This is a genomic window from Streptomyces sp. PT12, assembly GCF_003311645.1.
Lineage (GTDB): Bacteria > Actinomycetota > Actinomycetes > Streptomycetales > Streptomycetaceae > Streptomyces.
Map to the genome: position 1 here is coordinate 354,194 of NZ_QEST01000184.1, position 21,716 is coordinate 375,909.

General features: G+C 74.1%; 17 protein-coding genes and 1 tRNA gene. 8 read left to right on the forward strand and 10 right to left on the reverse strand.

All coding sequences use genetic code 11. The annotated features are described in order from the left end of the window. Nucleotides 1-296: 296 nt before the first annotated feature. Nucleotides 297-4,028, forward strand: a complete 3,732-nt coding sequence (locus DEH69_RS21945) for an ABC transporter ATP-binding protein (protein WP_181727543.1) — start codon at nt 297-299, stop codon at nt 4,026-4,028. 260 nt (nt 4,029-4,288) lie between these two features. Here the strand turns inward: DEH69_RS21945 and DEH69_RS21955 are convergent, their stop codons facing one another. The 4 genes from DEH69_RS21955 to DEH69_RS21970 all read right to left on the reverse strand — a co-directional run bounded on the left by DEH69_RS21955 (nt 4,289) and on the right by DEH69_RS21970 (nt 8,817). After that, complete coding sequence (locus DEH69_RS21955; RefSeq protein ID WP_113688692.1) at nt 4,289-4,777, reverse strand: NUDIX hydrolase; 489 nt, start codon at nt 4,775-4,777, stop codon at nt 4,289-4,291. Between the two features lie 30 nt (nt 4,778-4,807). Beyond that, nucleotides 4,808-6,946 carry a SpoIIE family protein phosphatase gene (locus tag DEH69_RS21960; protein ID WP_258534858.1) on the reverse strand — a complete coding sequence of 713 codons (2,139 nt, stop codon included), beginning with the start codon at nt 6,944-6,946 and terminating at the stop codon, nt 4,808-4,810. Between the two features lie 108 nt (nt 6,947-7,054). After that, on the reverse strand, nt 7,055-7,609 hold the full coding sequence (locus DEH69_RS21965; RefSeq protein WP_113688693.1) for a sugar O-acetyltransferase: 555 nt from the start codon (nt 7,607-7,609) through the stop codon (nt 7,055-7,057). Nucleotides 7,610-7,737: 128 nt separating this feature from the next. Continuing rightward, nucleotides 7,738-8,817 (reverse strand): LacI family DNA-binding transcriptional regulator, encoded by a 1,080-nt coding sequence (locus tag DEH69_RS21970; protein WP_113688694.1) that lies wholly within the window; start codon nt 8,815-8,817, stop codon nt 7,738-7,740. A gap of 83 nt (nt 8,818-8,900) precedes the next feature. On the opposite strand from DEH69_RS21970, the gene DEH69_RS21975 reads away from it, so the two are divergent. From DEH69_RS21975 to DEH69_RS21990, 4 genes are all read left to right on the forward strand, one after another. Then, nucleotides 8,901-10,064: a Gfo/Idh/MocA family protein gene (locus tag DEH69_RS21975; protein ID WP_113688695.1), complete on the forward strand. Its 1,164-nt coding sequence runs from the start codon at nt 8,901-8,903 to the stop codon at nt 10,062-10,064. A 38-nt stretch (nt 10,065-10,102) separates the two neighbouring features. Beyond that, complete coding sequence (locus DEH69_RS21980; protein WP_113688696.1) at nt 10,103-11,269, forward strand: dihydrodipicolinate synthase family protein; 1,167 nt, start codon at nt 10,103-10,105, stop codon at nt 11,267-11,269. Nucleotides 11,270-11,301: 32 nt separating this feature from the next. Then, complete coding sequence (locus tag DEH69_RS21985; RefSeq protein ID WP_113688747.1) at nt 11,302-12,099, forward strand: sugar phosphate isomerase/epimerase; 798 nt, start codon at nt 11,302-11,304, stop codon at nt 12,097-12,099. 76 nt (nt 12,100-12,175) lie between these two features. Further along, complete coding sequence (locus DEH69_RS21990; protein WP_113688697.1) at nt 12,176-12,685, forward strand: DUF3830 family protein; 510 nt, start codon at nt 12,176-12,178, stop codon at nt 12,683-12,685. Nucleotides 12,686-13,150: 465 nt separating this feature from the next. Here the strand turns inward: DEH69_RS21990 and DEH69_RS21995 are convergent, their stop codons facing one another. Further along, the gene (locus DEH69_RS21995) at nt 13,151-14,587 is read right to left on the reverse strand and encodes an amidase (protein WP_113688748.1); all 1,437 of its coding nucleotides are present in this window, start codon (nt 14,585-14,587) and stop codon (nt 13,151-13,153) included. 5 nt (nt 14,588-14,592) lie between these two features. Continuing rightward, entirely contained in the window at nt 14,593-15,564 is a 972-nt protein-coding gene (locus tag DEH69_RS22000; protein WP_113688698.1) for a D-2-hydroxyacid dehydrogenase, read from the reverse strand. Nucleotides 15,565-15,715: 151 nt separating this feature from the next. On the opposite strand from DEH69_RS22000, the gene DEH69_RS22005 reads away from it, so the two are divergent. Together DEH69_RS22005 and DEH69_RS22010 are read left to right on the forward strand one after the other, a co-directional pair. Then, entirely contained in the window at nt 15,716-16,555 is an 840-nt protein-coding gene (locus DEH69_RS22005) for an aspartate/glutamate racemase family protein (protein ID WP_113688699.1), read from the forward strand. 7 nt (nt 16,556-16,562) lie between these two features. Further along, complete coding sequence (locus tag DEH69_RS22010; RefSeq protein ID WP_113688700.1) at nt 16,563-17,285, forward strand: aspartate/glutamate racemase family protein; 723 nt, start codon at nt 16,563-16,565, stop codon at nt 17,283-17,285. A 30-nt stretch (nt 17,286-17,315) separates the two neighbouring features. On the opposite strand, the gene DEH69_RS31700 is transcribed toward DEH69_RS22010, so the two are convergent. Both DEH69_RS31700 and DEH69_RS22020 read right to left on the reverse strand, forming a co-directional pair. After that, nucleotides 17,316-17,669, reverse strand: coding sequence for a hypothetical protein (locus DEH69_RS31700; RefSeq protein WP_181727544.1), 354 nt, complete (start codon nt 17,667-17,669; stop codon nt 17,316-17,318). A 111-nt stretch (nt 17,670-17,780) separates the two neighbouring features. Continuing rightward, nucleotides 17,781-19,409 (reverse strand): bifunctional diguanylate cyclase/phosphodiesterase, encoded by a 1,629-nt coding sequence (locus tag DEH69_RS22020; protein WP_258534870.1) that lies wholly within the window; start codon nt 19,407-19,409, stop codon nt 17,781-17,783. Between the two features lie 477 nt (nt 19,410-19,886). On the opposite strand from DEH69_RS22020, the gene DEH69_RS22025 reads away from it, so the two are divergent. Further along, nucleotides 19,887-21,101 (forward strand): M6 family metalloprotease domain-containing protein, encoded by a 1,215-nt coding sequence (locus DEH69_RS22025; RefSeq protein WP_258534859.1) that lies wholly within the window; start codon nt 19,887-19,889, stop codon nt 21,099-21,101. Nucleotides 21,102-21,163: 62 nt separating this feature from the next. Here DEH69_RS22025 and DEH69_RS22030 read toward each other — a convergent pair. Continuing rightward, nucleotides 21,164-21,237 (reverse strand) — tRNA-Lys (locus tag DEH69_RS22030). Between the two features lie 50 nt (nt 21,238-21,287). Then, complete coding sequence (locus tag DEH69_RS22035; RefSeq protein WP_113688703.1) at nt 21,288-21,662, reverse strand: hypothetical protein; 375 nt, start codon at nt 21,660-21,662, stop codon at nt 21,288-21,290. Between the last annotated feature and the right edge of the window lie 54 nt (nt 21,663-21,716).

Sequence of the window (21,716 nt, forward strand, 5' to 3'; positions counted from 1 at the left end):
GGCTGCTCAGGTGCCGGGCGAGTCCATCGGGACCAGGGCCTGGCGCCGAGCACGCGGGCGACGGGAGTGGAGCCCGGGGCTCCAGGAGGCGCCCTGTGCACCGACGCACAGACCGCCGTTGTTCAGCGTTCCCATGGCGCGAGCGTACACCGGCGCGCGGAGGCCGGGCACATCATTAAGCGGTTGTTGCGGTGGGATGAAATGACCGACGCTCGATGTTGGCACTGCGGCGCCGCTGAACTGCGGCGACGGCGGAGGTGCCGACGGCGACATTCCGCGGCACGGGAGGAGACGGCGTGACGGCACGGAACGGTGGATGGATACGGCGGCTGACGGCCTACTGCTGGCGCTACCGCCGCAATCTGCTCCTCTCCGTCGGCTCCTCGCTCGTCGGCATGGGCGTCATGGCCCTGATGCCGTTGATCATCAAGGTGGTCATCGACGACGTGGTGATCGGCCAGGAGGGCGGCCTCGGCCTGTGGATCGGGCTGCTGATCGCCGCGGCCGTCGTCGTCTACGCCCTGACGTTCATCCGCCGCTACTACGGCGGCCGCCTCGGCATCGACGTGCAGCACGACCTGCGCACGGACATGTTCGCGACCATCACCAGGCTCGACGGGCGCCGCCAGGACCAGCTCAGCACGGGGCAGGTCGTCGGCCGCGCCACGAGCGACCTCCAGCTCGTCCAGGGCCTGCTCTTCATGATGCCGATGACCATCGGCAACCTCATGCTGTTCGCCATCTCGCTGGTCGTCATGCTCACGCTGTCCCCGCCGCTGACCCTGGTGGCGCTCGCCGTGGCGCCCGCGCTGTGGTTCGTCGCCCGGCGCAGCCGCACCCGCCTCTTCCCCGCCACGTGGGTCGCGCAGAACGAGGCGGGCGCCGTCGCGGGCGTCGTGGACGGCGCCCTCACCGGCGTGCGCGTCGTCAAGGGCTTCGGGCAGGAGGCGCAGGAGACCGGCAAGCTGCGCGCGGCGGGGCGGCGGCTGTTCGCCGCCCGGATGCGCACGGTGCGGCTCTCCGCGCGCTACACCCCGGCGCTCCAGGCCGTGCCCTCGCTCGGCCAGGTCGGGATGCTCGCGCTCGGCGGCTGGATGGCCACCCGCGGGCAGATCACGCTGGGCACGTTCGTGGCGTTCTCCACCTATCTGGCCCAGCTCGTCGGCCCGGTCAGGATGATGACCGTCATCCTCACCGTGGGCCAGCAGGCCAGGGCGGGCGTCGAACGCGTCATGGAGCTGATCGACACCGAGCCCGAGATACGCGAGGCGCCCGACGCCCGCGACCTGCCCGCCGACGCCCCCGCCACCGTCGAGTTCGACCGCGTCAGCTTCGGCTACGGCCAGGGCGCCCCGGTCCTCGACGAGCTGAGCCTGCGGGTCGAGCCCGGCGAGACCCTGGCCGTCGTCGGCCCTTCGGGCAGCGGCAAGTCCACCGTCTCCCTGCTGCTGCCCCGCTTCTACGACCCGGACGGCGGCGCGGTGCGCGTCGGAGGCCAGGACGTGCGAGGGCTCACCTACGCGTCCCTGCGCGCCGCGATCGGCCTCGTGCCCGAGGACAGCTTCCTGTTCTCCGACACGATCCGCGCCAACCTCGCCTATGGCCACCCCGAGGCCACCGACGAGCAGATCCTCGCCGCCGCGCGCGCCGCCCAGGCCGACGGCTTCATCCGCGCGCTGCCCGACGGCTACGACACCCGCGTGGGCGAGCAGGGCCTCACGCTCTCCGGCGGCCAGCGCCAGCGCATCGCCCTGGCCCGCGCGATCCTCACCGACCCCAGGCTGCTGATCCTCGACGACGCGACCTCGGCCGTCGACGCCCGCGTCGAGCACGAGATCCACGGCGCGCTGCGCTCCGTCATGGCGGGGCGGACCACGCTGCTGATCGCCCACCGCGGGTCAACCCTCCAACTCGCCGACCGCATCGCCGTCCTGGGCGGCGGCCGCCTGGTCGACACCGGCACCCACGAGGAGCTGGTCGCCCGCTGCGGGCTCTACCGGAGGCTGCTCGCCGACCCCGGCGAGCTCGGCGGCGTCGAACGCGACCCCGCGGGCCTCGCCGACGCCGACGCGCGGCAGGGCGCAGGGGGCCTCGACCCGGCCGCCTGGCCCGAACGCCCGGCCGGCGACCGGCGCGACGACGGGCGCGACGACCGGCGCGACGGCGGGCCCGAGGGCGGGCCCGAGGGCGCGACGCCCGAGCTGCTCGCCCAGGTCGCCGCCCTGCCCCCGGCCACCGACGAGCCCGCCGTCGACGAGGAGCGCGCCGCGCGCCCCGAGGAGAGCTACGGCCTGCGGCGGCTGCTCGGCGGCCTCGGCGTGCCCCTCGCCCTTGCCCTCGCGCTCGTCGTCGCCGACGCCCTCGCGTCCCTGCTGCTGCCGGTGCTGATCCGGCACGGCATCGACGAGGGCGTGCAACGCGCCGCGCTCGGCGCCGTCTGGACCGCGTCCGCGCTGGCCCTGGCCGTCGTACTGGTCCAGTGGGCCGCCCAGTTCGCGGCGCTGCGCGCGGTGGGCCGCACGGGCGAACGCGCCCTGTACGCGCTGCGCGTCAAGATCTTCGCCCACCTCCAGCGCCTCGGCCTCGCCTACTACGAGCGCGAGCTGACCGGGCGCGTGATGACCCGGATGACCACCGACGTCGACGCGCTGACGACGTTTCTCCAGACCGGGCTCACCCAGGCGCTGGTCGCGCTCATGACGTTCTTCGGGATCATGGGCGTCCTGCTCGTCATCGACCTCCAGCTCGCGCTGGTCGTCCTGGCCACCCTGGTTCCGCTCGCCATCGGGACCGTGTACTTCCGCCGCCACTCCACGCGCGCCTACGAGCTGGCGCGCGAGCGGGTCAGCGGCGTCAACGCCGACCTCCAGGAGTCCGTCGCGGGACTGCGCATGGTGCAGGCGTTTCGCCGCGAGCGGGACGGGCACGAGCGCTTCACCGCCAGGTCCGACGGCTACCGCCAGGCGCGTGTGCACGGCCAGTGGCTCATCTCGGTCTACTTCCCCTTCGTCCAGCTGCTCGCCACCCTGGCGACCGCGGGCGTGCTGGTGGTGGGCGCGGGGCGCGTGGGCGAGGGAACGCTCACCGCGGGCGCGCTGGTGGCGTATCTGCTCTACATCGAGCTGTTCTTCGCGCCCGTGCAGCAGCTGTCGCAGGTCTTCGACGGCTATCAGCAGGCCGTGGTGTCGCTGCGCCGCATCCAGGAGCTGCTGCGCGAGCCCACCACCACGCCCGAGGCCGCCGACCCGCTGCCGGTCGAACGCCTCGAAGGAGCCGTGGAGTTCGACGGCGTGCGGTTCTCGTACGGCGGCGACGGCGACGGGGACGGCGCGGAGGCGCTTGCCGGGATCTCCCTCACGATCCCCGCCGGGCAGACCGTGGCGTTCGTCGGCGAGACGGGCGCGGGCAAGTCCACGCTGGTCAAGCTGGTCGCGCGGTTCTACGACCCCACCGCGGGCGCCGTCCGCGTCGACGGCCACGACCTGCGCTCCCTCGACCTCGCGGGCTACCGCCACCGCCTCGGCGTGGTGCCGCAGGAGCCCTATCTGTTCCCGGGAACGGTCCGCGACGCCATCGCCTACGGGCGCCCCGGCGCGACCGACGCCGAGGTGGAGGAGGCGGCGCGCACCGTGGGGGCGCACGCGATGATCGCCGCGCTCTCCGGCGGCTACCACCACGAGGTCGGCGAGCGCGGCCGCAACCTGTCGGCGGGGCAGCGGCAGTTGATCGCGCTGGCCAGGGCCGAGCTGGTCAACCCTGACATCCTGCTGCTCGACGAGGCGACGGCCGCCCTCGACCTGGCCACCGAGGCCCTGGTCAACCAGGCCACCGACCGGCTCGCGGGGGACCGCACCACCCTCGTCGTCGCGCACCGCCTCACCACCGCGGCCCGCGCCGACCGCGTGGTCGTGCTGGAGAGGGGCCGCGTCGTCGAGGACGGCCCGCACGCCCGGCTCCTCGCCGCGGAGGGCCGTTACGCCGAGCTGTGGCGCACCTACGCGGGCGAGCCGAGCGGCATCGAGGGCTGAACGGGCGTCAGCCCGGTTTGTGACGCGGCCCGCTGGCTGGCCAGCTGGTCGCACGACCTGTTCACGTTCGACGAGGAATGGGCGCGCGTGGTCTGCGGCTACGGCCTCGCCGCGGTCGTGTACCTGGCCGTCGGGCGACCTTGTCGCGCACCGTGTGCGGCGCTGCTGACGGGCGGCGCTACTGACGGGCGGCGTCACGAACGGCGGCGCGCGGCGCGTTCGTCGCCCCGGGGCGCGTCCCCGTGCCGGGACCGTGCCGCTCAGACCCTGGCGAGTGCCGCCAGATAGGCGTCCACCGTCTGCACCCGCCCTCCGGCCAGCGGGTCCGCGAGGTTCCACCAGTGGATCGCGGCGATCTCGTCGGTCGGCGCGAACGCCACGGGATCCGCCGTCTCCGCCCGGTACAGCGCCCCGCGCAGCACCCTGCGGTCGGGCAGCGACGTCCTGGCGAAGCCGACGAAGTCCAGCGCGTCGGGCGCGGCCGACTGGCCCGACTCCTCCCACAGCTCCCGCACGGCCGCCTCCCGCGCGCTCTCCCCCGGGTCGATCCCGCCGCCGGGCAGCTCCCAGCAGCCGCGGTCGCGGACGTTCACCATCAGCAGGCGCCCGGCGTTCCACAGCGCGACCAGGGCGTACGCCACCGGCGCCTCGTCGAACACGCTGTCCTCGGGCAGCCGCTCGAACGCCAGCAGCCGCATCCCCAAGGGCCCGGTGGCCAGGGCCATTTCGTCGTCCGGCACGTTCGTCATACGGCCAGGCTATGGCCTGGGGCGCGGCGCTCAGAGGCTGGCGAGCTCCGTGCCCCGCTGCTGCGCGGGGGACAGCTCGGCCCAGATCGTCTTGCCGTACCGGCCGTGCCGCGTCCCCCAGCGCTCCGTCAGGTTGGCCACGATGAACAGGCCGCGCCCGCTCTCGTCCAGGATCCGCGCCCTGCGCAGGTGCGGCGACGTGCTGCTGCTGTCCGAGACCTCGCAGATCAACGCCGAAGGCTCCCGGATCAGCCGCAGCTGCAACGGCCCGTCCGCGTGCCTGATGGCGTTGGTCACCAGCTCGCTCACCACGAGCTCGGTGGCGAACGCCGCGTCGCTCAGGTCCCACGCCGCCAGCTGCCGGTCGGCCAGCTCGCGCGCCCGGCCCACCGCCGTCGGCTCGTCCGCGATGTCCCAGGTCGCCACGTGCGACGCGTCGAGCGCCCGCGTGCGCGCGACCAGCAGCGCGATGTCGTCGGTCGGCACCACGCCATCGAGCACCGTGCCGAGCACCTCGTCACACGTCGCCTCGAGCGACGGCGAGCGCCCGGCGAGCGCCTGCCGCAGGCTCTCCTGGCCGCGCGCCATGTCGTGGTCCACGTCCACCAGGCCATTGGTGTACAGCGCGAGCAGGCTGCCCTCGGGCAGCGAGAGCTCGGTCGCCTCGAACGGCAGCCCGCCGAGCCCGAGCGGCGGCCCCGCGGGCGCCTCAAGCAGCTCGGCGCGCCCGTCGGGCCGCACGAGCACGGGCGCCGGATGGCCCGCGCGGGCCATGACACACGTGCGCCCCACCGGGTCGTACACCGCGTACAGGCATGTCGCGCCCACCGCGCCCCCGGGGATCTCCTGCTCCTCGGCGCTCTCCTCGGTCTCCGAGCCGAGCCGGATCACCACATCGTCCAGATGGGTGAGCAGCTCGTCGGGCGCCAGGTCGATGTCGGCCAGCGTGCGCACGGCGGAACGCAGCCTGCCCATCGTGGCCGTGGCGTACAGGCCGTGCCCCACGACGTCCCCCACCACGAGCGCGACCCGCGCCCCCGACAGCTGGATCACGTCGAACCAGTCCCCGCCCACGCCCACCGTCGAGTCCGCGGGCAGATAGCGCGTGGCCACCTCCACCGCGGCGATCCGGGGCAGCCGCCGCGGGAGCAGGCTGCGCTGGAGCGCCAGGGACATGCGGTGCTCGTGCGTGTACCTGCGGGCGTTGTCCACGCAGACCGCGGCCTGCACGCCGATCTCCTCGGCGAGCAGCAGGTCGTCGGCGTCGAACGGCTCCTCGCGCCGGTTCCTGACGAACACGGCCACGCCGAGCGTCGCGCCCCTGGCCCGCAGCGGCACGGCGATCCCCGAGTGCGCCTCCGGGAGCCCCGGCGGCCCCGGCGGCCCCGCGTGCCGCCCGTCGCCGCCGAGCCAGCCGGGCACGTCCTCGCCGTCGAGCAGCGTGGCCCGGCACGAGGCGCCCTCGATCAGGCAGCGCACCGGAACGGCGTCGTTCGCGTGCGCCTCCCCCAAGGCGGGCCCGGGCGCGGCCCACTCGCCCCCGCCCTCACCCCTCCCGTGCCCCTCCCCGTCCCCGTGCCCCTCCCCGTCCCCGCTCGTCGACCGCTGCGCGATCCGGCGCAGCGTGCCGCGGCCCTGCTCGGGATCCGGCGGCTCGTCGCCGCGCAGCACGGACTCGTAGAGGTCGACGGTGACCAGGTCGGCGAACCGCGGCACGGCCACCTCGGCCACCTCGCCCGCCGTCCGCGACACATCGAGCGTGGACCCGATGTGCTGGCTGGCGACGCGCAGCAGGGTGAGCCGTTCCCGCGCGATGGTCAGCCGCCGCACCCTGGCCTCGCGGTCGAGGCGGATGCGGCACACGAGCACGGCGAGCGCGAACGAGCAGAGCGACGCGATGTTGACCAGGACGCGGACCCCCATCTCGAGGTCGGGGATGGCGTAGCCGTAGCTCAGGCCGACCGACGCGGCATTGACCAGGCCGACGATGACGGTCTGCCGTATCGAGAGCAGCGCCCCGGCCACCACGGGCGCCAGCATCGAGAACCCGGACCAGCCCGCCAGCCCGAAGTGGCGGGTGGAAAGGATCTGGACGCACGTCAGCAGGACGAGATAGGCGAGCACCAGCGGGAAGATGCCGCCCTTCATGCCGCGGCGGAGGAAGACCACGTGGCACCTCCAGCGTCGAGACCTTGCGGCCACCGTAGCGGGGGAGGTACCACCCCGCGACTGGCGGACGTGACGGAGGGTGGCGGCACGCCCGGCCTGTCGACGGCCTCAGATGGTGCGGCTCACCCGGGCGGGGTTGCCCATGGCGACGACGTTGGGCGGCAAGTCACGCGTGACGACGGCACCCGCGCCGACCACGGTGTTCTCGCCGATGGTGACCCCGGGGCACACGATGACGCCGCCGCCGAGCCAGACGTTGTCACCGATCGTGATCGGCTTGGCCGCCTCCCACTTCTGGCGGCGCGGCTCGGGATCGACCGGATGGGTGGGGGTGAGCAGCTGGACGTTCGGGCCGATCTGGACGTCGGCGCCGATGGTGATGCGGGCGACATCGAGCATGACCGCTCCGCAGTTGACGAACGTGCGGGGGCCGATCGAGATCTGGTACCCGTAGTCCACCTGCAACGGCGGCCGCACCTCGACGCCCTCGCCGACCTCCCCGAGCAGCTCGGTCAGCGCCGCGAGCCGCACCGCCCGGTCGGCGGCTCCCGTCGCGTTGAACCGCTCCGCGAGCCGCGCCCCGCGCAGCGCGTCGGCGGCCAGGTCGGGATCGTCGGCGATGTACGGCTCACCGGCGAGCATGCGTTCCTTTTGACTCCCCATGCGGGAACCCTAGCGGGCGCTTCGGGGGGCTTTGGCGCCCGCGAAGCGAGCGCAGTCCGCGAAGCCCGCGCAGCCCGTAAAGCCCGCGCAGCCCGTAAAGCCCGCGCAGCCCGTAAGGCAAGCGCAACCTACCGAGGCGCGCCCGTCGACTCCCGCACCATCAGGTCCCCGCGGAACGTGGCCACCCCGCCGGGAGGCCCCTCCTCGCGGCCCAGCGCCAAGCGCCCCGCCTTCGCGCCCGCGTCGTACAGCGGCAGCCGCACGGTCGTCAGCGCGGGCATCGCGTCCACCGCGAACGGCAGGTCGTCGAAGCCGGTCACCGAGACGTCCTGCGGGATCCGCAGGCCCTGCTCGCGCAGTGCCGCGCACACGCCGAGCGCCACCGTGTCGTTCGCCGCCAGGATCGCGGTCAACGACGGCTCCCGCCGCAGCAGTTCGCGCGCGCCGTCGTAGCCGGACGCCCGGTCGTACGCGCCGTGCACCGTCAGGCGTTCCGCGTCGCCGCCCAGGCCCGCCGCGGAGAGCGCGGCACGATGGCCCTCGAGGCGGTGGCGGGTGGTCGTGCGCGCCGCGGGGCCCGCGAGGTAGCCGAGCGAGCGGTGGCCGAGCGACAGCAGGTGGTCCGTCAGGCGGCGCGCGCCGCCCCTGTTGTCGAACGCGACCGTCAGCGGGTGCGGGCCCGCCTCGCCCGCGTCAAGGGGCGGGCGCCCGCACAGCACCACCCGCGTGCCCGCCGCCTCGAGCCTGCGCAGACGCGCGGCGAGCGCCCCCGTGTGCGCCTCGTCCTCCACCGTGCCCCCCGTCAGCACCACCGCGGCGGCGCGCTGGCGCTGGAGGAGCGTGAGATAGGTCAGCTCGCGCCCGGGGGAGCCTCCCGTGTTGCACACGACCGCGAGCTTGCCAGGTCCGTCCGCGCGCCCCGCCCCGCCGCCCCCGCCCGGCACGGGGCTCATCTCCGACTGCACCGCGCTGGCCATGATTCCGAAGAACGGGTCGGCGATGTCGTTGACCAGCACCCCCACCAGGTCGGACGTGGCGGCGGCCAGCGCGCTCGCCGGGCCGTTGACGACGTACTCCAGCTCCTCGACCGCCCGCAGCACGCGCGCCCTGGTCGCCCCCGCCACGGGATAGTTCCCGTTCAGCACCCGGGAAACGGTCGCCGCGGAGACGCCCGCGCGCGCCGCGACATCCGCAAGCGTCACTGACATCCTCTGCTCCACTTGTCCTAGCCGGTGGGGAGAGGTTAGCTTCTCTCCGGATAGAAAGCGCTTACTGCTCCGGAGGGAAGGGCATGACGACGAAGAGGACCGTCCGGATCGCCATGAACGGCGTGACCGGACGGATGGGCTACCGCCAGCACCTGGTGCGTTCGCTCCTCGCCATCCGCGAGGAGGGCGGCCTGGATGTGGGCGACGGCACCGTGATCTGGCCCGAGCCCGTGCTGGTCGGCAGGCGCGAGCACGCGCTGCGCGCCCTGGCCGAGCGCCACGGCCTCGACCCGGCCACCGCGGTCTCCACCGACCTGGACGCGGTGCTCGGCGACGACGCCGTCGACATCTACTTCGACTCCCAGATCACGCTGGCCCGCGAGGAGGCCATCGCCAAGGCGATCGCCGCGGGCAAGCACATCTACACCGAGAAGCCCACCGCCACGGGCCTCGACGGCGCGCTCGCGCTGGCCAGGCAGGCGGCGGACGCCGGGGTCAAGCACGGCGTCGTGCAGGACAAGCTGTTCCTGCCGGGGCTGCTGAAGCTCAAGCGGTTGCTCGACGGCGGCTTCTTCGGCCGCGTGCTCTCGGTGCGCGGCGAGTTCGGCTACTGGGTCTTCGAGGGCGACTGGCAGGAGGCGCAGCGCCCCTCGTGGAACTACCGCTCCCAGGACGGCGGCGGCATCGTCGTGGACATGTTCCCGCACTGGGAGTATGTGCTGCACGAGCTGTTCGGGCGCGTCGAGTCCGTGCAGGCGCTGGTCACCACGCACATCCCGCGGCGCTGGGACGAGAGTGGCGCGCCCTACGACGCCACCGCGGACGACGCGGCCTACGGCATCTTCGAGCTGGCCGGGGGCGCGATCGCGCAGATCAACTCCTCGTGGGCGGTGCGCGTCAACCGCGACGAGCTGGTGGAGTTCCAGGTGGACGGCACCGAGGGCTCGGCGGTCGCCGGTCTGCGCAACTGCCGCGCGCAGCACCGTTCGGCCACGCCCAAGCCCGTGTGGAACCCCGACCTGCCCGCCACCGAGGTCTTCCGCGACCAGTGGCAGGAGGTCCCCGACAACGGCGTGTTCGACAACGGCTTCAAGGCGCAGTGGGAGCTTTTCCTGCGCCATGTGGTGCTCGACGAGCCGTACACCTGGGATCTGCTCGCCGGGGCGCGGGGCGTGCAGCTGGCCGAGCTCGGGCTCGCCTCGTCGGCCGAGGGCCGCCGCCTGCCCGTCCCCGAGCTGACCCTGTGAGCACCGTGCGAGAAGGGACGAGAGAAGGGAAACGCGCCATGTCCGTGATCCGACTGCCCGACGGCGAAGGCCGGTTGACCGAGTACCGGCCGCGCGCCGAGCCGGTGCCCCTCGCGCCGGGGCGCGCGCCCCTCGCGTCGCGCGTGGTGTTCTCGGCCGCCCATGTGGTGGCCGACCCGTTCGCCGACGTCGCGCCCGACGACCCCGCGGCCGTGGACTGGGACGCCACGCTGGCGTTCCGCCGCCACCTGTGGGCGCACGGCCTCGGCGTCGCCGAGGCGATGGACACCGCGCAGCGCGGCATGGGCCTTGACTGGGCGCGCGCCGCCGAGCTGATCCGCCGCTCGGGCGCCGAGGCGCGCGCGACCGGCGGGCGCATCGCGTCGGGCGCGGGGACGGACCAGCTGACCGGGCCAGGCGCCGCGACGCTGGCCGATGTGCGGGCGGCGTACGAGGAACAGCTCGCCGTCGTCGAGGAGTCGGGCGCCCAGGTGATCCTGATGGCCTCGCGCGCGCTCGCCGCCGTGGCCAAGGGCCCGGAGGACTACGCGGAGGTGTACGGGCATCTGCTGCGGCAGTCCGCCGAGCCCGTGATCCTGCACTGGCTCGGGCCGATGTTCGATCCGGCGCTCGAGGGCTACTGGGGGAGCGGCGACCTGGACGCCGCGACCGGCACGTTCCTCGACATCATTGCCGCGCACCCCGACAAGGTGGACGGCGTGAAGGTGTCGCTGCTCGACGCCGGGCGCGAGGTCGCGTTGCGCCGGCGCCTGCCCGGGGGCGTGCGCTGCTACACGGGCGACGACTTCCACTACCCCGAGCTGATCGAGGGCGACGAGCGCGGCTTCAGCCACGCCCTGCTCGGCATCTTCGACCCGCTCGGCCCGCTGGCCGCCCGCGCGGTGCGCACGCTCGACACGGGCGACGCGGCGGGCTTCAGGGCGCTGCTCGACCCGACGGTCGCGCTCTCGCGGCACCTCTTCAGGGCGCCGACGCGCTTCTACAAGACGGGCGTGGTGTTCCTCGCCTGGCTGGCCGGGCACCAGGACCACTTCACGATGGTCGGCGGCCTCCAGTCGGCCCGTTCGCTGCCGCACCTGGCGACCGCCTACCGGCTGGCCGACGAGCTGGGGCTCTTCCCCGACCCCGAACGCGCCGCCGACCGGATGGCGCGGCTGCTCGCGGTGCAGGGGGTGGACCGGTGACGTCCGATCTCACGGGGTTCTCGATCAACCAGATGACCGTCAAGCAGCTGTCGTTGCCCGATCTTGTCGACGGATGCCTGGAGTTGGGCGTTCCCGGGGTCGGCCTGTGGCGGGAGCCGGTGGCCGACTACGGCCTCGCCGCCGCCGCGCGCCTGGTGCGGGACGCGGGCCTCGCGGTGACGACGCTGTGCCGGGGCGGCTTCCTCACCGCCGTCGAACCGGCCGAGCGCGCCGCCGCGTTGGACGACAACCGCGCCGCGGTCGACGAGGCGGCCACGCTGGGCACGGACACCCTGGTGCTGGTCTCAGGCGGGCTCCCCCCGGGCAGCCGCGACCTGGCGGGGGCGCGCGAGCGGATCGCCGACGCGCTGGCCGAGCTCGCGCCGTACGCGGCCGAGCGGGGCGTGCGTCTGGCGATCGAGCCGCTGCACCCGATGTTCGCGGCCGACCGGTGCGTGGTCTCGACGCTCTCCCAGGCGCTCGACCTGGCGGAGCGCTTCCCCGCGGACCGCGTCGGCGTCGCCGTGGACACCTACCACCTGTGGTGGGACGACCGCGTGGGCGAGGGCATCGAACGCGCGGGGCGCGGCGGCCGGATCCACACGTTCCAGCTCGCCGACTGGACGACCCCGCTGCCCGCGGGCGTTCTCACCGGGCGCGGCCAACTCGGCGACGGGGCCGTGGACTTCCGCTGGTTCACGGCGGCGGTCGCGGCGGCCGGGTACCGGGGGCCCGTTGAGGTGGAGCTCTTCAATGACGGGATGTGGGCGCGCGACGGGCGCGAGGTGCTGGCCGAGACGGTGGCCAGGTACCGGGCGCACGCGGCATGACGGCGCCGCGGCCTTCCGTGGCATGGTGGCAGCCGCGGCCCATCCCGCGCCACACCCCCACGGCAGGAGGCATCCCATGACCAGCACCGACGACAGGTTCATCACCGTCTCGCTCGACAAGCGGGGCGTCAGCTGCACCGCCCGCCTGCTGGGCGACCGGGCGCCGATCACGTGCGACGCCGTGTGGAACGCCCTGCCGCTCGGCGGCGACGTCTACCACGCCAAGTACGCGCGCAACGAGATCTACGCCCTCGTCCCGCCGTTCGCGCCTCAGGAGCCGCCCCTGGAGAACCCCACGGTCACCCCGATCCCCGGCGACCTGTGCTACTTCACGTTCTCCGACACCCAGCTCGGCACGGCGTCCTACGGCTACGAGAGCCAGGCCAAGCACCAGGGGAAGGCCACGGTGGTCGACCTGGCGCTGTTCTACGAGCGCAACAACCTGCTGATCAACGGCGACGCGGGCTGGGTCCCCGGCATCGTGTGGGGCACGGTGGTGGACGGCTTGGAGCGCATGGCCGACGCCTGCCAGGACCTGTGGCGCGCGGGAGCACTGGGCGAAACGCTCAACTTCCGCCGGGCGTGAGCCGTCCCCTCCGGGGAGGCAGCGGACGCCGGGTCCGTGGTCGTGGGCGCGGACCCATCCGGTGCGCGCCCCGCGGGGCGGGCCCCCTGCGGCCGTCCGACGGCCGGTACGCGCGCGCCTCGCGCGGGTGCGGCGGGGCGCCGGGGTGGCGGGGTGGCCGGGTGGCCGGGGGGCGAGGGCGCCCCGCCTTCCCCGGCCTGGTGCTCGCGCGGGTGGGCTGCCGTCAGATGTGCGGCGGTCGGTGCTGGCGCGAGGCGCGCGGACGCGGCGGTGGCGCCTTCCGCTTGGTGGCCGCGCCGCGCCTGCGGCGCTCGCGCGGGTGTTCGTGGCCCGGCTGGCGCCGGGCGCGCGGCGGTTGTACGCCCGCGCTCCGGGCTCGCGGGCCCCGAGGGCCCGCACCGCCCCCTGCGGCCGACGCCGGGCCCGGGGCCGCAGGACCCGGGCCCCGGACTCCCGCGACGGACCTCAACCCGGGGGGACGTCGCGCAGAACCGCCGGAGGCAGAACTGCCGCACCCGCCTCGTACAGGGCGTGCGCGGCGCGCAGGACCAGCGCGTCCGCGTGGCGCGCGCCGACCAGGTGGAGGCCGATCGGCAGCCCGTCCGCGTCCACGCCGCACGGCAGCGACGCGGCGGGCTGCTGCGTCATGTTGAACGGGTAGGTGAACGGCGTCCACTCCGTCCACCGCTCCATCCCCGAGCCCTCGGGCACCTCGACGCCCTTGGCGAACGCCGTCCTCGGCATCGTCGGCGTCACCAGCAGGTCGAACTCCTCGTGGAACGCGCCCATCGCGCGCCCCATCGCCATCCGCACATCCACCGCCGCCAGGTAGTCGAGCGCCGAGTAGCGCGCGCCCCGCGCGCAGATCTCGCGCAATCCCGGGTCGAGCGCCGCGCGCCGTTCCTCGTCGAACGGCTGCGTCACGCGCGCCGCCCCGCTGAACCACAGCGTGTGGAACGCCTCCCGCACCCCGTCGAGCGGCGGCAGCGGCGGATCCGTCTCGGTGACGCGCGCCCCCAGGTCGGCCAGCCGGTCCACCGCGCGCCGCACCGCCGCCGCCACCGCGGGCTCCACGGCCACCTCGCCGAGCGCGGGGGAGAACGCCACGCGCAGCCCCGCCACGCCCTCGGCCCCGGCGCGCAGCGCCTCGCCGAACGCGCCGGGCGCGGGCCCGAGGTGCGACCAGTCGCGCGGATCGGGCCGCCCGATCACGTCGAGCAGCAGCGCCGCGTCCCGCGCGTCCCGCGTCATCGGCCCCACGTGCGCGAGCGTGCCGAACGCGCTCGCAGGATAGAGCGGAACGCGCCCATACGTCGGCTTGAGCGCGAAGATCCCGCAGAACGACGCCGGGATCCGCACCGAGCCCCCGCCGTCCGTGCCCAGGCTGAGCGGCCCCGCGCCCAGCGCCACCGCCGCCGCGCTCCCCCCGCTCGAACCGCCGGATGTGCGCTCCGGGGCGTACGGGTTGCCGGTCGCGCCGGACGCGGGGGAGTCCGTGACGCCCTTCCAGCCGAACTCGGGCGTCGTCGTCTTGCCGAGGAACACCGCGCCCGCCTCGCGCAGCCGCGCCACCGATGGCGCGTCCTCCGTCCACGGCCCGACGTCCCCTGGCACGGGCCGCGCGCCCCGCAGGGTGGGGTGGCCGCGCTGGAGCAGGATGTCCTTCACCGTCACCGGCACGCCGTCCACGGGCCCCGCGGGCTCCCCGCGCCCCCAGCGCTCCTCCGATGCCAGCGCGTCGCCGAGCGCCCCCGCGTCGTCGATCAGGACGAAGGCGTTGACGGCCGTTGCCGCCGCCTCGGCCCGCCGCAGCGCCGCCTCGGTCACCGCGACGGGGGAGAGGTCCCCCGCCGCGTAGCGGGCGGTCAACTCGGCGGCGGACAGCGCGCACAGGTCGCCCACGTCACTCACAGTGCCTCCCCAGGGACATAGCCACGCTCCTTGTCCACCACGTTGAACAGCGGCTCGCCCGCGATCCACCGGTCGAAGTTGTCGCAGAACTGCGCGGCCAGGTCGTCGCGCCAGCCCACGGTGTCCCCGCTCATGTGCGGCGAGATCAGCAGCCCAGGCAGCTCCCACAGCGGGCTGTCCGCGGGCAGCGGCTCGTCGGCGAAGACGTCGAGCGCCGCCCCCGCGAGCCTCCCCTCGCGCAGCGCCCCGGCCAGGTCGTCCTCGACCACGTGCGGCCCGCGCCCGACGTTGACGAACCGCGCCGTGGGCCTCATCAGCGCGAACGCGTCCGCGTCGAACATGCCCGCCGTCTCCGGCGTGAGCGGCGCGGCGCACACCACCCAGTCCGCGCCCCGCAGCAGACCGGGGAGCGCGTCGTTCCCGTGCACGCGCCCGAACTCCGGGTCCGCCGCGCGCGCGGTGCGGCCCACCAGCTCCACCTCGAGGCCGAGCGCCCGCAGCGTCTCTCCGATGCGTCGCCCGATCGGCCCAGAGCCCACCACCACGGCGCGCGTGCCCGCGACCTTCTCCGTCTCGCGATACGCCCAGCGCCGCTCCCGCTGGGCCTCCCACCGCCCGGGAAGGTCCTTCGCCATGGCCAGAATCACCCCCGCCACATACTCGGCGATGGGCCCGTCGAACGTGCCGCGCGCGTTGGTCACCACGGTGTCGGAGGCCAGCAGCTCGGGGATCAGCAGCCGGTCCACGCCCGCGCTGGCGGTGTGCACCCAGCGCGGCCGCGGCCCCGGGCCCGGCCAGGCGGCGCGCACCGCGTCGGACAGGAAGTCCCACACCAGCAGCACATCGGCCCCGGGCAGCAGGCCGGGCAGCGAGGACTCGTCGGAGTGGGTGATCACCGCTCTCCCCGCCAGCCGGTCGAGCCGCGGCGGGGGGTCGGCGTCGAGGACGAGGACACAAGGGTCAGACATGGGGGAAACCGTTCCGCAACGAGCCGCTGGTTGGCTGGAAGCCAAGGATTGACCACGGTAGGAAGCCGTATCTACCTTCGTCAACGAAGGCATCTGCTTCTCTCATCTCCCCACATTCGCCTCTGCCGGCCCGTTCGATCGGGGTGTCCCCATGGATGTCTCCTTCCTCGGCGGCCCGGTGCCCCAGCGTGGCATCGGTGTCGTCGCGCCGTTCGACTTCGCCCTCGACCGCGAGCTGTGGCGCTGGGTGCCCGACGACGTCTCGCTCCATCTGACGCGAACGCCTTTCGTCCCTGTCGAGGTCAGCCTCGACCTGGCCCGGCTGGTCAGCGAGCACGAGACGCTGCGCGAGGCCGTGCGCGCGCTGACCGCCGTCAGTCCCGAGGTCGTCGCCTACGCCTGCACGTCGGGCAGCTTCGTCAGCGGGGTCGCGGGCGAGCGGGCCATGAAGGGCGCGATGGAGCAGGCGGGCGAGCTGCCCGCGCTGACGACGTCGGGGGCGCTCCTCGACGCGCTCGTGGAGCTGGGCGCCCAGCGGATCGCGGTGGTGACGCCCTACACGAGGTCGGTGACCGACGCGCTCGAGGAGTATCTGAGCGAGGCGGGCGTCCAGGTGTGTGGGCGCAGCTATCTGGGGCTGACCAGGGAGATCTGGCGCGTTCCCTACCGGGATGTGGTGGACATGGCGCGCGAGGCCGTTGCCGACGCGCCCGACGCGCTGTTTATCTCGTGCACCAACCTCCCGACCTACGACGTCATCCCGCAGCTCGAGGCCGAGCTGCGCATGCCCGTCATCTCGGCGAACCAGGTGACGATGTGGTCCGCGCTACGGTCGATAGGGAAGACCGCCGTCGGGCCCTATCAGGCGCTGCTCGACCCGGTGGCCCGCCGAGGACCGGCCTCGCTGGCCGCCGAGGCGCCCGCCGTGGCGGTCGAGCCGATGCCCCTGGCGGCGGAGGCGCCACCGGCCGTCCCCGAAGAGGAAGTGTGAGCCCACGATGGTCGCGACAGTCGGATTCCTCTACCCCGGCCACTCGGCCGAGGACGAGTTCCCGCGCATGGAGTCCCTGCTGAACGCCGCGGGCGCCGACGTGGGGCTGCCGCTGGTCCACACGGACATCGGCACGGACGCCCACCGCGTGGACGCGCTGCTGGAGATGGGCTCGGTCGACCGGCTCACCCCTGGCCTTCGCGAGCTGTTCGAGCGGGGCGCCGAGGCCGTCGTCTGGGCGTGCACGAGCGCGAGCTTCGTCTTCGGCTGGGACGGCGCGGCCGACCAGGTGCGGCGGCTGGCGACCGCGGCGGAGCGCCCGGCGTCCAGCACGTCGTTCGCGTTCGCCAGGGCGGCGCGCGCGATCGGCGCCCAGCGGGTGGCCGTCGCCGCGACCTACCCCGACGACGTCGCGGGCCTCTTCGCCGACTTCCTCAAGGCCGCGGGCCTCGAGGTGGTGGCGATGCGCGGCAGCGGCATCATCACGGCCGCCGAGGTGGGCACATGGGGCCGGGACGAGGTGCTGCGCCTGGTCGCCGAGGGTGACCACCCCGACGCCGACGCGGTCCTCCTCCCCGACACCGCGCTGCACACGGCCGCGTGGCTGCCGGAGCTCGAAGCGGCGGCGGGCAAGCCGGTGCTCACCGCGAACCAGGTCACCGCGTGGGAGGGCCTGAGGCTCCTCGACCACACGGCGCGCTGCCCGGCGCTGGGGCGCCTGTTCAGCTGAACGCGCCCCCGCGCTGGGCGTGCGCCGCGCTCAGCGGCGCTGTCGGCCGCTCGTGCGGAACGCGTGGATGGCGTGGCCCTGCTCCTTCGCCACGCGCACGGCCTCGTCCCATGACAGCGCCCTGCTCCCCACCGCGAACAGCGGCCCCGCCGTGCGGTCGCCGACGAGCCGCGCGAGCAGCGCGTCGGCGCGTTCAGCCAGCTGAAGGTCGGCCCCCGCCGCCACGGGTCTTATCCGCTCCGCGTCCGTGACCTCGAGGGTGAGCAGGTCGAGCACGCGCACGTCGCTCTGCCACAGCAGCAGCCACAGGGCGCGGTGGACCACCGGGATCGACTCGTCGTCGAGAAGGCGCTCGAACCGTTCGAAGGACACGGAATCAGCCATGATCGTCATGGCCCGGGAGTATCCCGTTCCCGCCGGTGCCGCGTACACCCCGGAAGGCCCCGTTGACAGGTACTCGCCTCTCGGGCCCAGGCGCCGGGCGCCCCTCGGGGCTCAGGCGCGGTCGGCGAGCAGCGCGGCCAGGTGGTCGGCGGACATGGGCCGCGCGTAGTGCCAGCCCTGGCCCGTGTCGCACCCGATGCGCCGCAGCCGCTCGGCCTGCGCGGGGCCCTCGACGCACTCCGCGGTCACGGTCAGCCCGAGCTTGTGGGCGAGCTGGACGAGCGAGGTGACGATCGTCTCGTCCGCGGGGTTGAGGTGGCGCGCGGTGCGGAACCCCCGCACGAACATCCCGTCCAGCTTGAGCGCCCGCACCGGTAGTCTGCTGAGATAGGCGAGGTTCGAGTACCCGGTGCCGAAGTCGTCGATCGCGATCCGCACGCCCATGTCGGACAGCGCCTGCAACGCCTGCAACGGCCGCCCCGCCGAGCCCATCACCGCCGACTCGGTCAGCTCGAGCTGGAGCAGCCCCGACGGCAGCCCCGACTCCCGCAGCGCGCTGGCCACGTCGCGCACCAGGTCCGAGTCCCACACCTGCCGCACCGCGACGTTGACGCTCACGAACAGCGGCGGGCCCGGGTGTTCGCGCTGCCAGCGCCGCGCCTGGCGGCACGCCTCGGCGAGCACCCAGCGGCCGAGCGGCACGATCGCGCCGTTCTCCTCGGCCAGGCCGATGAAACGGTCGGGGCCCAGCGTGCCGAACTGCGGGTGGCGCCACCGCACCAGCGCCTCGGCGCCCCGCACGATGTCGTCGGCGAGGCCCACGATCGGCTGGTACTCCAGCGTGAACTCGCCCCGGTCCACGCCCCTGCGCAGCGTGGACGAGAGCGACTGCCGGGTCATGCGGTGCGCGTTGCGCTCGGGGTCGAACAGCGTCCAGCGGGCCTTGCCGTCCGCCTTCGCCCAGTACAGCGTCGTGTCCGCGGCCTGCATGAGCCCGGTGGCCGTCGTGTCGGCGGACTCCCGCTCGACCACGCCGATGCTGGCCGAGACGGCGAGCCGCTGCCCCGCCAGGTCGAAGGGGCGCTGGAGCGCGGCCAGCATCGTCTCGGCGAGCCCGGTCAGCTGCTCGGTGCCCGTCGACCCCTCGACCAGCACCGCGAACTCGTCGCCGCCGAGCCGCGCCACCAGGTGCCCGCCCGCGCCCGTCGCGCACTGGGCCAGGCGCTGGGCGGTGGCGCCGAGCAGCTGGTCGCCGACGCGGTGGCCGAGGGTGTCGTTGACCGCCTTGAACCCGTCGAGGCCCAGGTAGCACAGCCCGATCCGCCCGGTCGCGGAGTCGGCGAGCGCGCTGGTGAGGCGCTCGAAGAAGAGCGCGCGGTTGGGCAGGCGCGTCACCGGGTCGTGCATCTGGATGTGGCGCAGCCGGTCCTGGAGGTCGCGCCGCTCGCTGATATCGGACACGGTGAGCAGCGCGGCGGAGCGGCGCCCCGGCACCGGCGCCACGGTGACCTCGGCCCACAGGGTGTGCCCGTCGGCGTGCTTGAGGCGGCGCGTGCAGCGCATGCGCTCGCTCTGCCCGCGCAGCACCGCGTGGTACGAGCCGCGCGCGCGGCCGTCGAGGCCGAGCCCGGTGAGGGTGTCGGCCCGCAGCCCGGCCAGCGTGCCGGGCTCGATGCCGAGGAGGACGCCGAGCGCGGCGTTGGCCGCGAGGATTTCCCCCGAGCCGCCGACGAGCGCCATCGGGAGCCCCGCGATCTGGAAGGCGGCCCGGTAGTCGGCAAGCTGTTCGGCCTGATGCTCACCCTGGGTGACCGCGGCCCGGCTCGCGTCAGGGGCGCTCCCGGGGCCGTGGTCCGGTGCTGTGTGGGGTCCGTTCACCGATCGCTCCCGATGGTGCTGTCGGGCGCTCCCCGGCTGCCCGCTTGGCGTATCCGCGCTGGAAATGTGGCGATCATAGAGGCAGTGGCGCGCGTGGAGCCAGTGGTCTGGTGGCCTGTCCCTGAACCCGAAACATGTGCTTCCGACAGGCATTCGACAACCCGACGCCAACCTGATCGTTTCTGCTCGTCGGTGTGCCCTATGGATTGATTCCGACTGATGTATACGCAGGGTAATCGTATTGCCCATGACTCGGGCGGCGTACCGAAACAGGGCGATCCCCCTCATATCTGAACAGAGTGGTGGCGGTGCCCTCATCAGCCCCGATCGGAGGTCTCCGTGCGCCGCTCACCCCGCAGACCCGCCGCCGTGCTCGCCGCGCTGGCCGTCCTGCTCGGCGCCACCATGACCTCGGGCCCCGCCACCACCGCGAGCGCCGACGAGCCCTGCACCCTGCCGCGCGCCCCCCTCCACCACTCCGAGGGCCTGGACACGTGGAACGAGGAGTACCCCGAGCCGGTGGGCACCCTGCGCGCGGTGATGCTCTTCCTCTCCTTCCCCGACGCGAAGCCCAGGCTCTCCCCGCGGCGCATCGCCGACGACTACTTCCCCGCCACGAGCGACTTCTTCCGCGACGCCTCCTACGGCAAGCTCGACCTGCGCGCCGACATCGAGGCCGCGTGGCTGCGCATGCCCGCCGACTCGGGCGACTACGGCATACGGCGCGACTGGGACGCCTCGCTGCGCTCGGCCTATGTGCGCGACGCGCTGAAGGTGGTCACCCCCCGCGTCGACCTCGCCGACTACGACGTCGTCTACCTGGTCGCCGACCCCGACGCCCCCGGCGTCGACCCGGACGCCACCAAGGTCGTCAACTTCGACGAGCCCGTCACCGTCGGGGACGCCGAGATCCGCCGCCTCGTCACGGTCTTCGAGCACCGCCGCCCCGACCGCAACGTCCTGGCCCACGAGACAGGCCACGTCTTCGACCTGCCCGACCTCTACCACCGCCCCGACGACCCGCACGGCGACTGGGACACCCACGTCGGCGACTGGGACCTGATGGGCAGCCAGTTCGGGCTCGCCCCCGAGCTGTTCGGCTGGCACAAGTGGAAGCTCGGCTGGCTCGACCACGGGCACGTGGACTGCGTCCGCTCCACCGGCACCACGCTGCACACCCTCCAGCCCATCGGCGCCCCCCTCCAGGACGGCGACCCCGAGGCCGACACGCGCCTCGCCGTCGTCCGCACCGGCCCGGCCGAGGCCCTGGTCGCCGAGGCCCGCACCCCCGTGGGCAACGACTCCCGCAGCTGCACCAGGGGCGTTCTCCTCTACCGCGTGCGCAGCGACATCGCCTCGGCCGACGGGCCCATCGACGTCGTCGACGGCCATCCCGACACGGGCGCCTGCCACGCCGCGTCCGTCCACCCACGCCTGGCCGACGCCCCGCTTGAGACGGGGGAGAGCTACTACGACGCCGACGCCGCCGTCCGCGTCGAGGTCGGCGAGCGCACGGTGACAGGCGGCTGGAACATCAAGATCGTCCGCGGCTGAACAGCCCCCGCGCCCACGCGAAGAGGCCCCCACCTGTCGATGGGGGCCTCTTCGGCTGTCGGTGCGCCGCCAGGGACTCGAACCCCGGACCCGCTGATTAAGAGTCAGCTGCTCTAACCAACTGAGCTAGCGGCGCCTGCTGACGTCGTAGACCTTAGCACTCCGCCCCGCCGGAGCGAAAATCGGTTAGGGGCGGTCCCGCAGCAGCTCACGGCCGTACTCGATCATCTTGACGGCGTAGTCCTCGGTCCAGCCCGCGCGGTCGGCGATCGCGGCGGCCGGGAGGGCGTCGAACCTGCCGGGGTCGGCCAGCTGCGCCGCGGCCATCGCCTGGTACTCGACGGAGCGGTCCGCCGCCGCCTGGAACGCGACCGCGAGCTCCGTGGCGCGGTCGAGCAGCGTCCTGGGGTCCGTGATCGACTCCAGGGCGAAGAAGTGCTCCTCCCGGTCCTGGTCCGCGGGCGGGTCGAAGAACAGCGCGGCCGGGCGGCGGTGCCGCGGCGGCCCACCGCCCTGCGGCCCACCGCCCTGTGGCTCGGAAGCGGGCCCTGAGTCGCCCATGGGTCTGTCAGCCTTCCTGTCCTCGGCCCTGTCCTCGGCCCTGTCCTCGGCGCT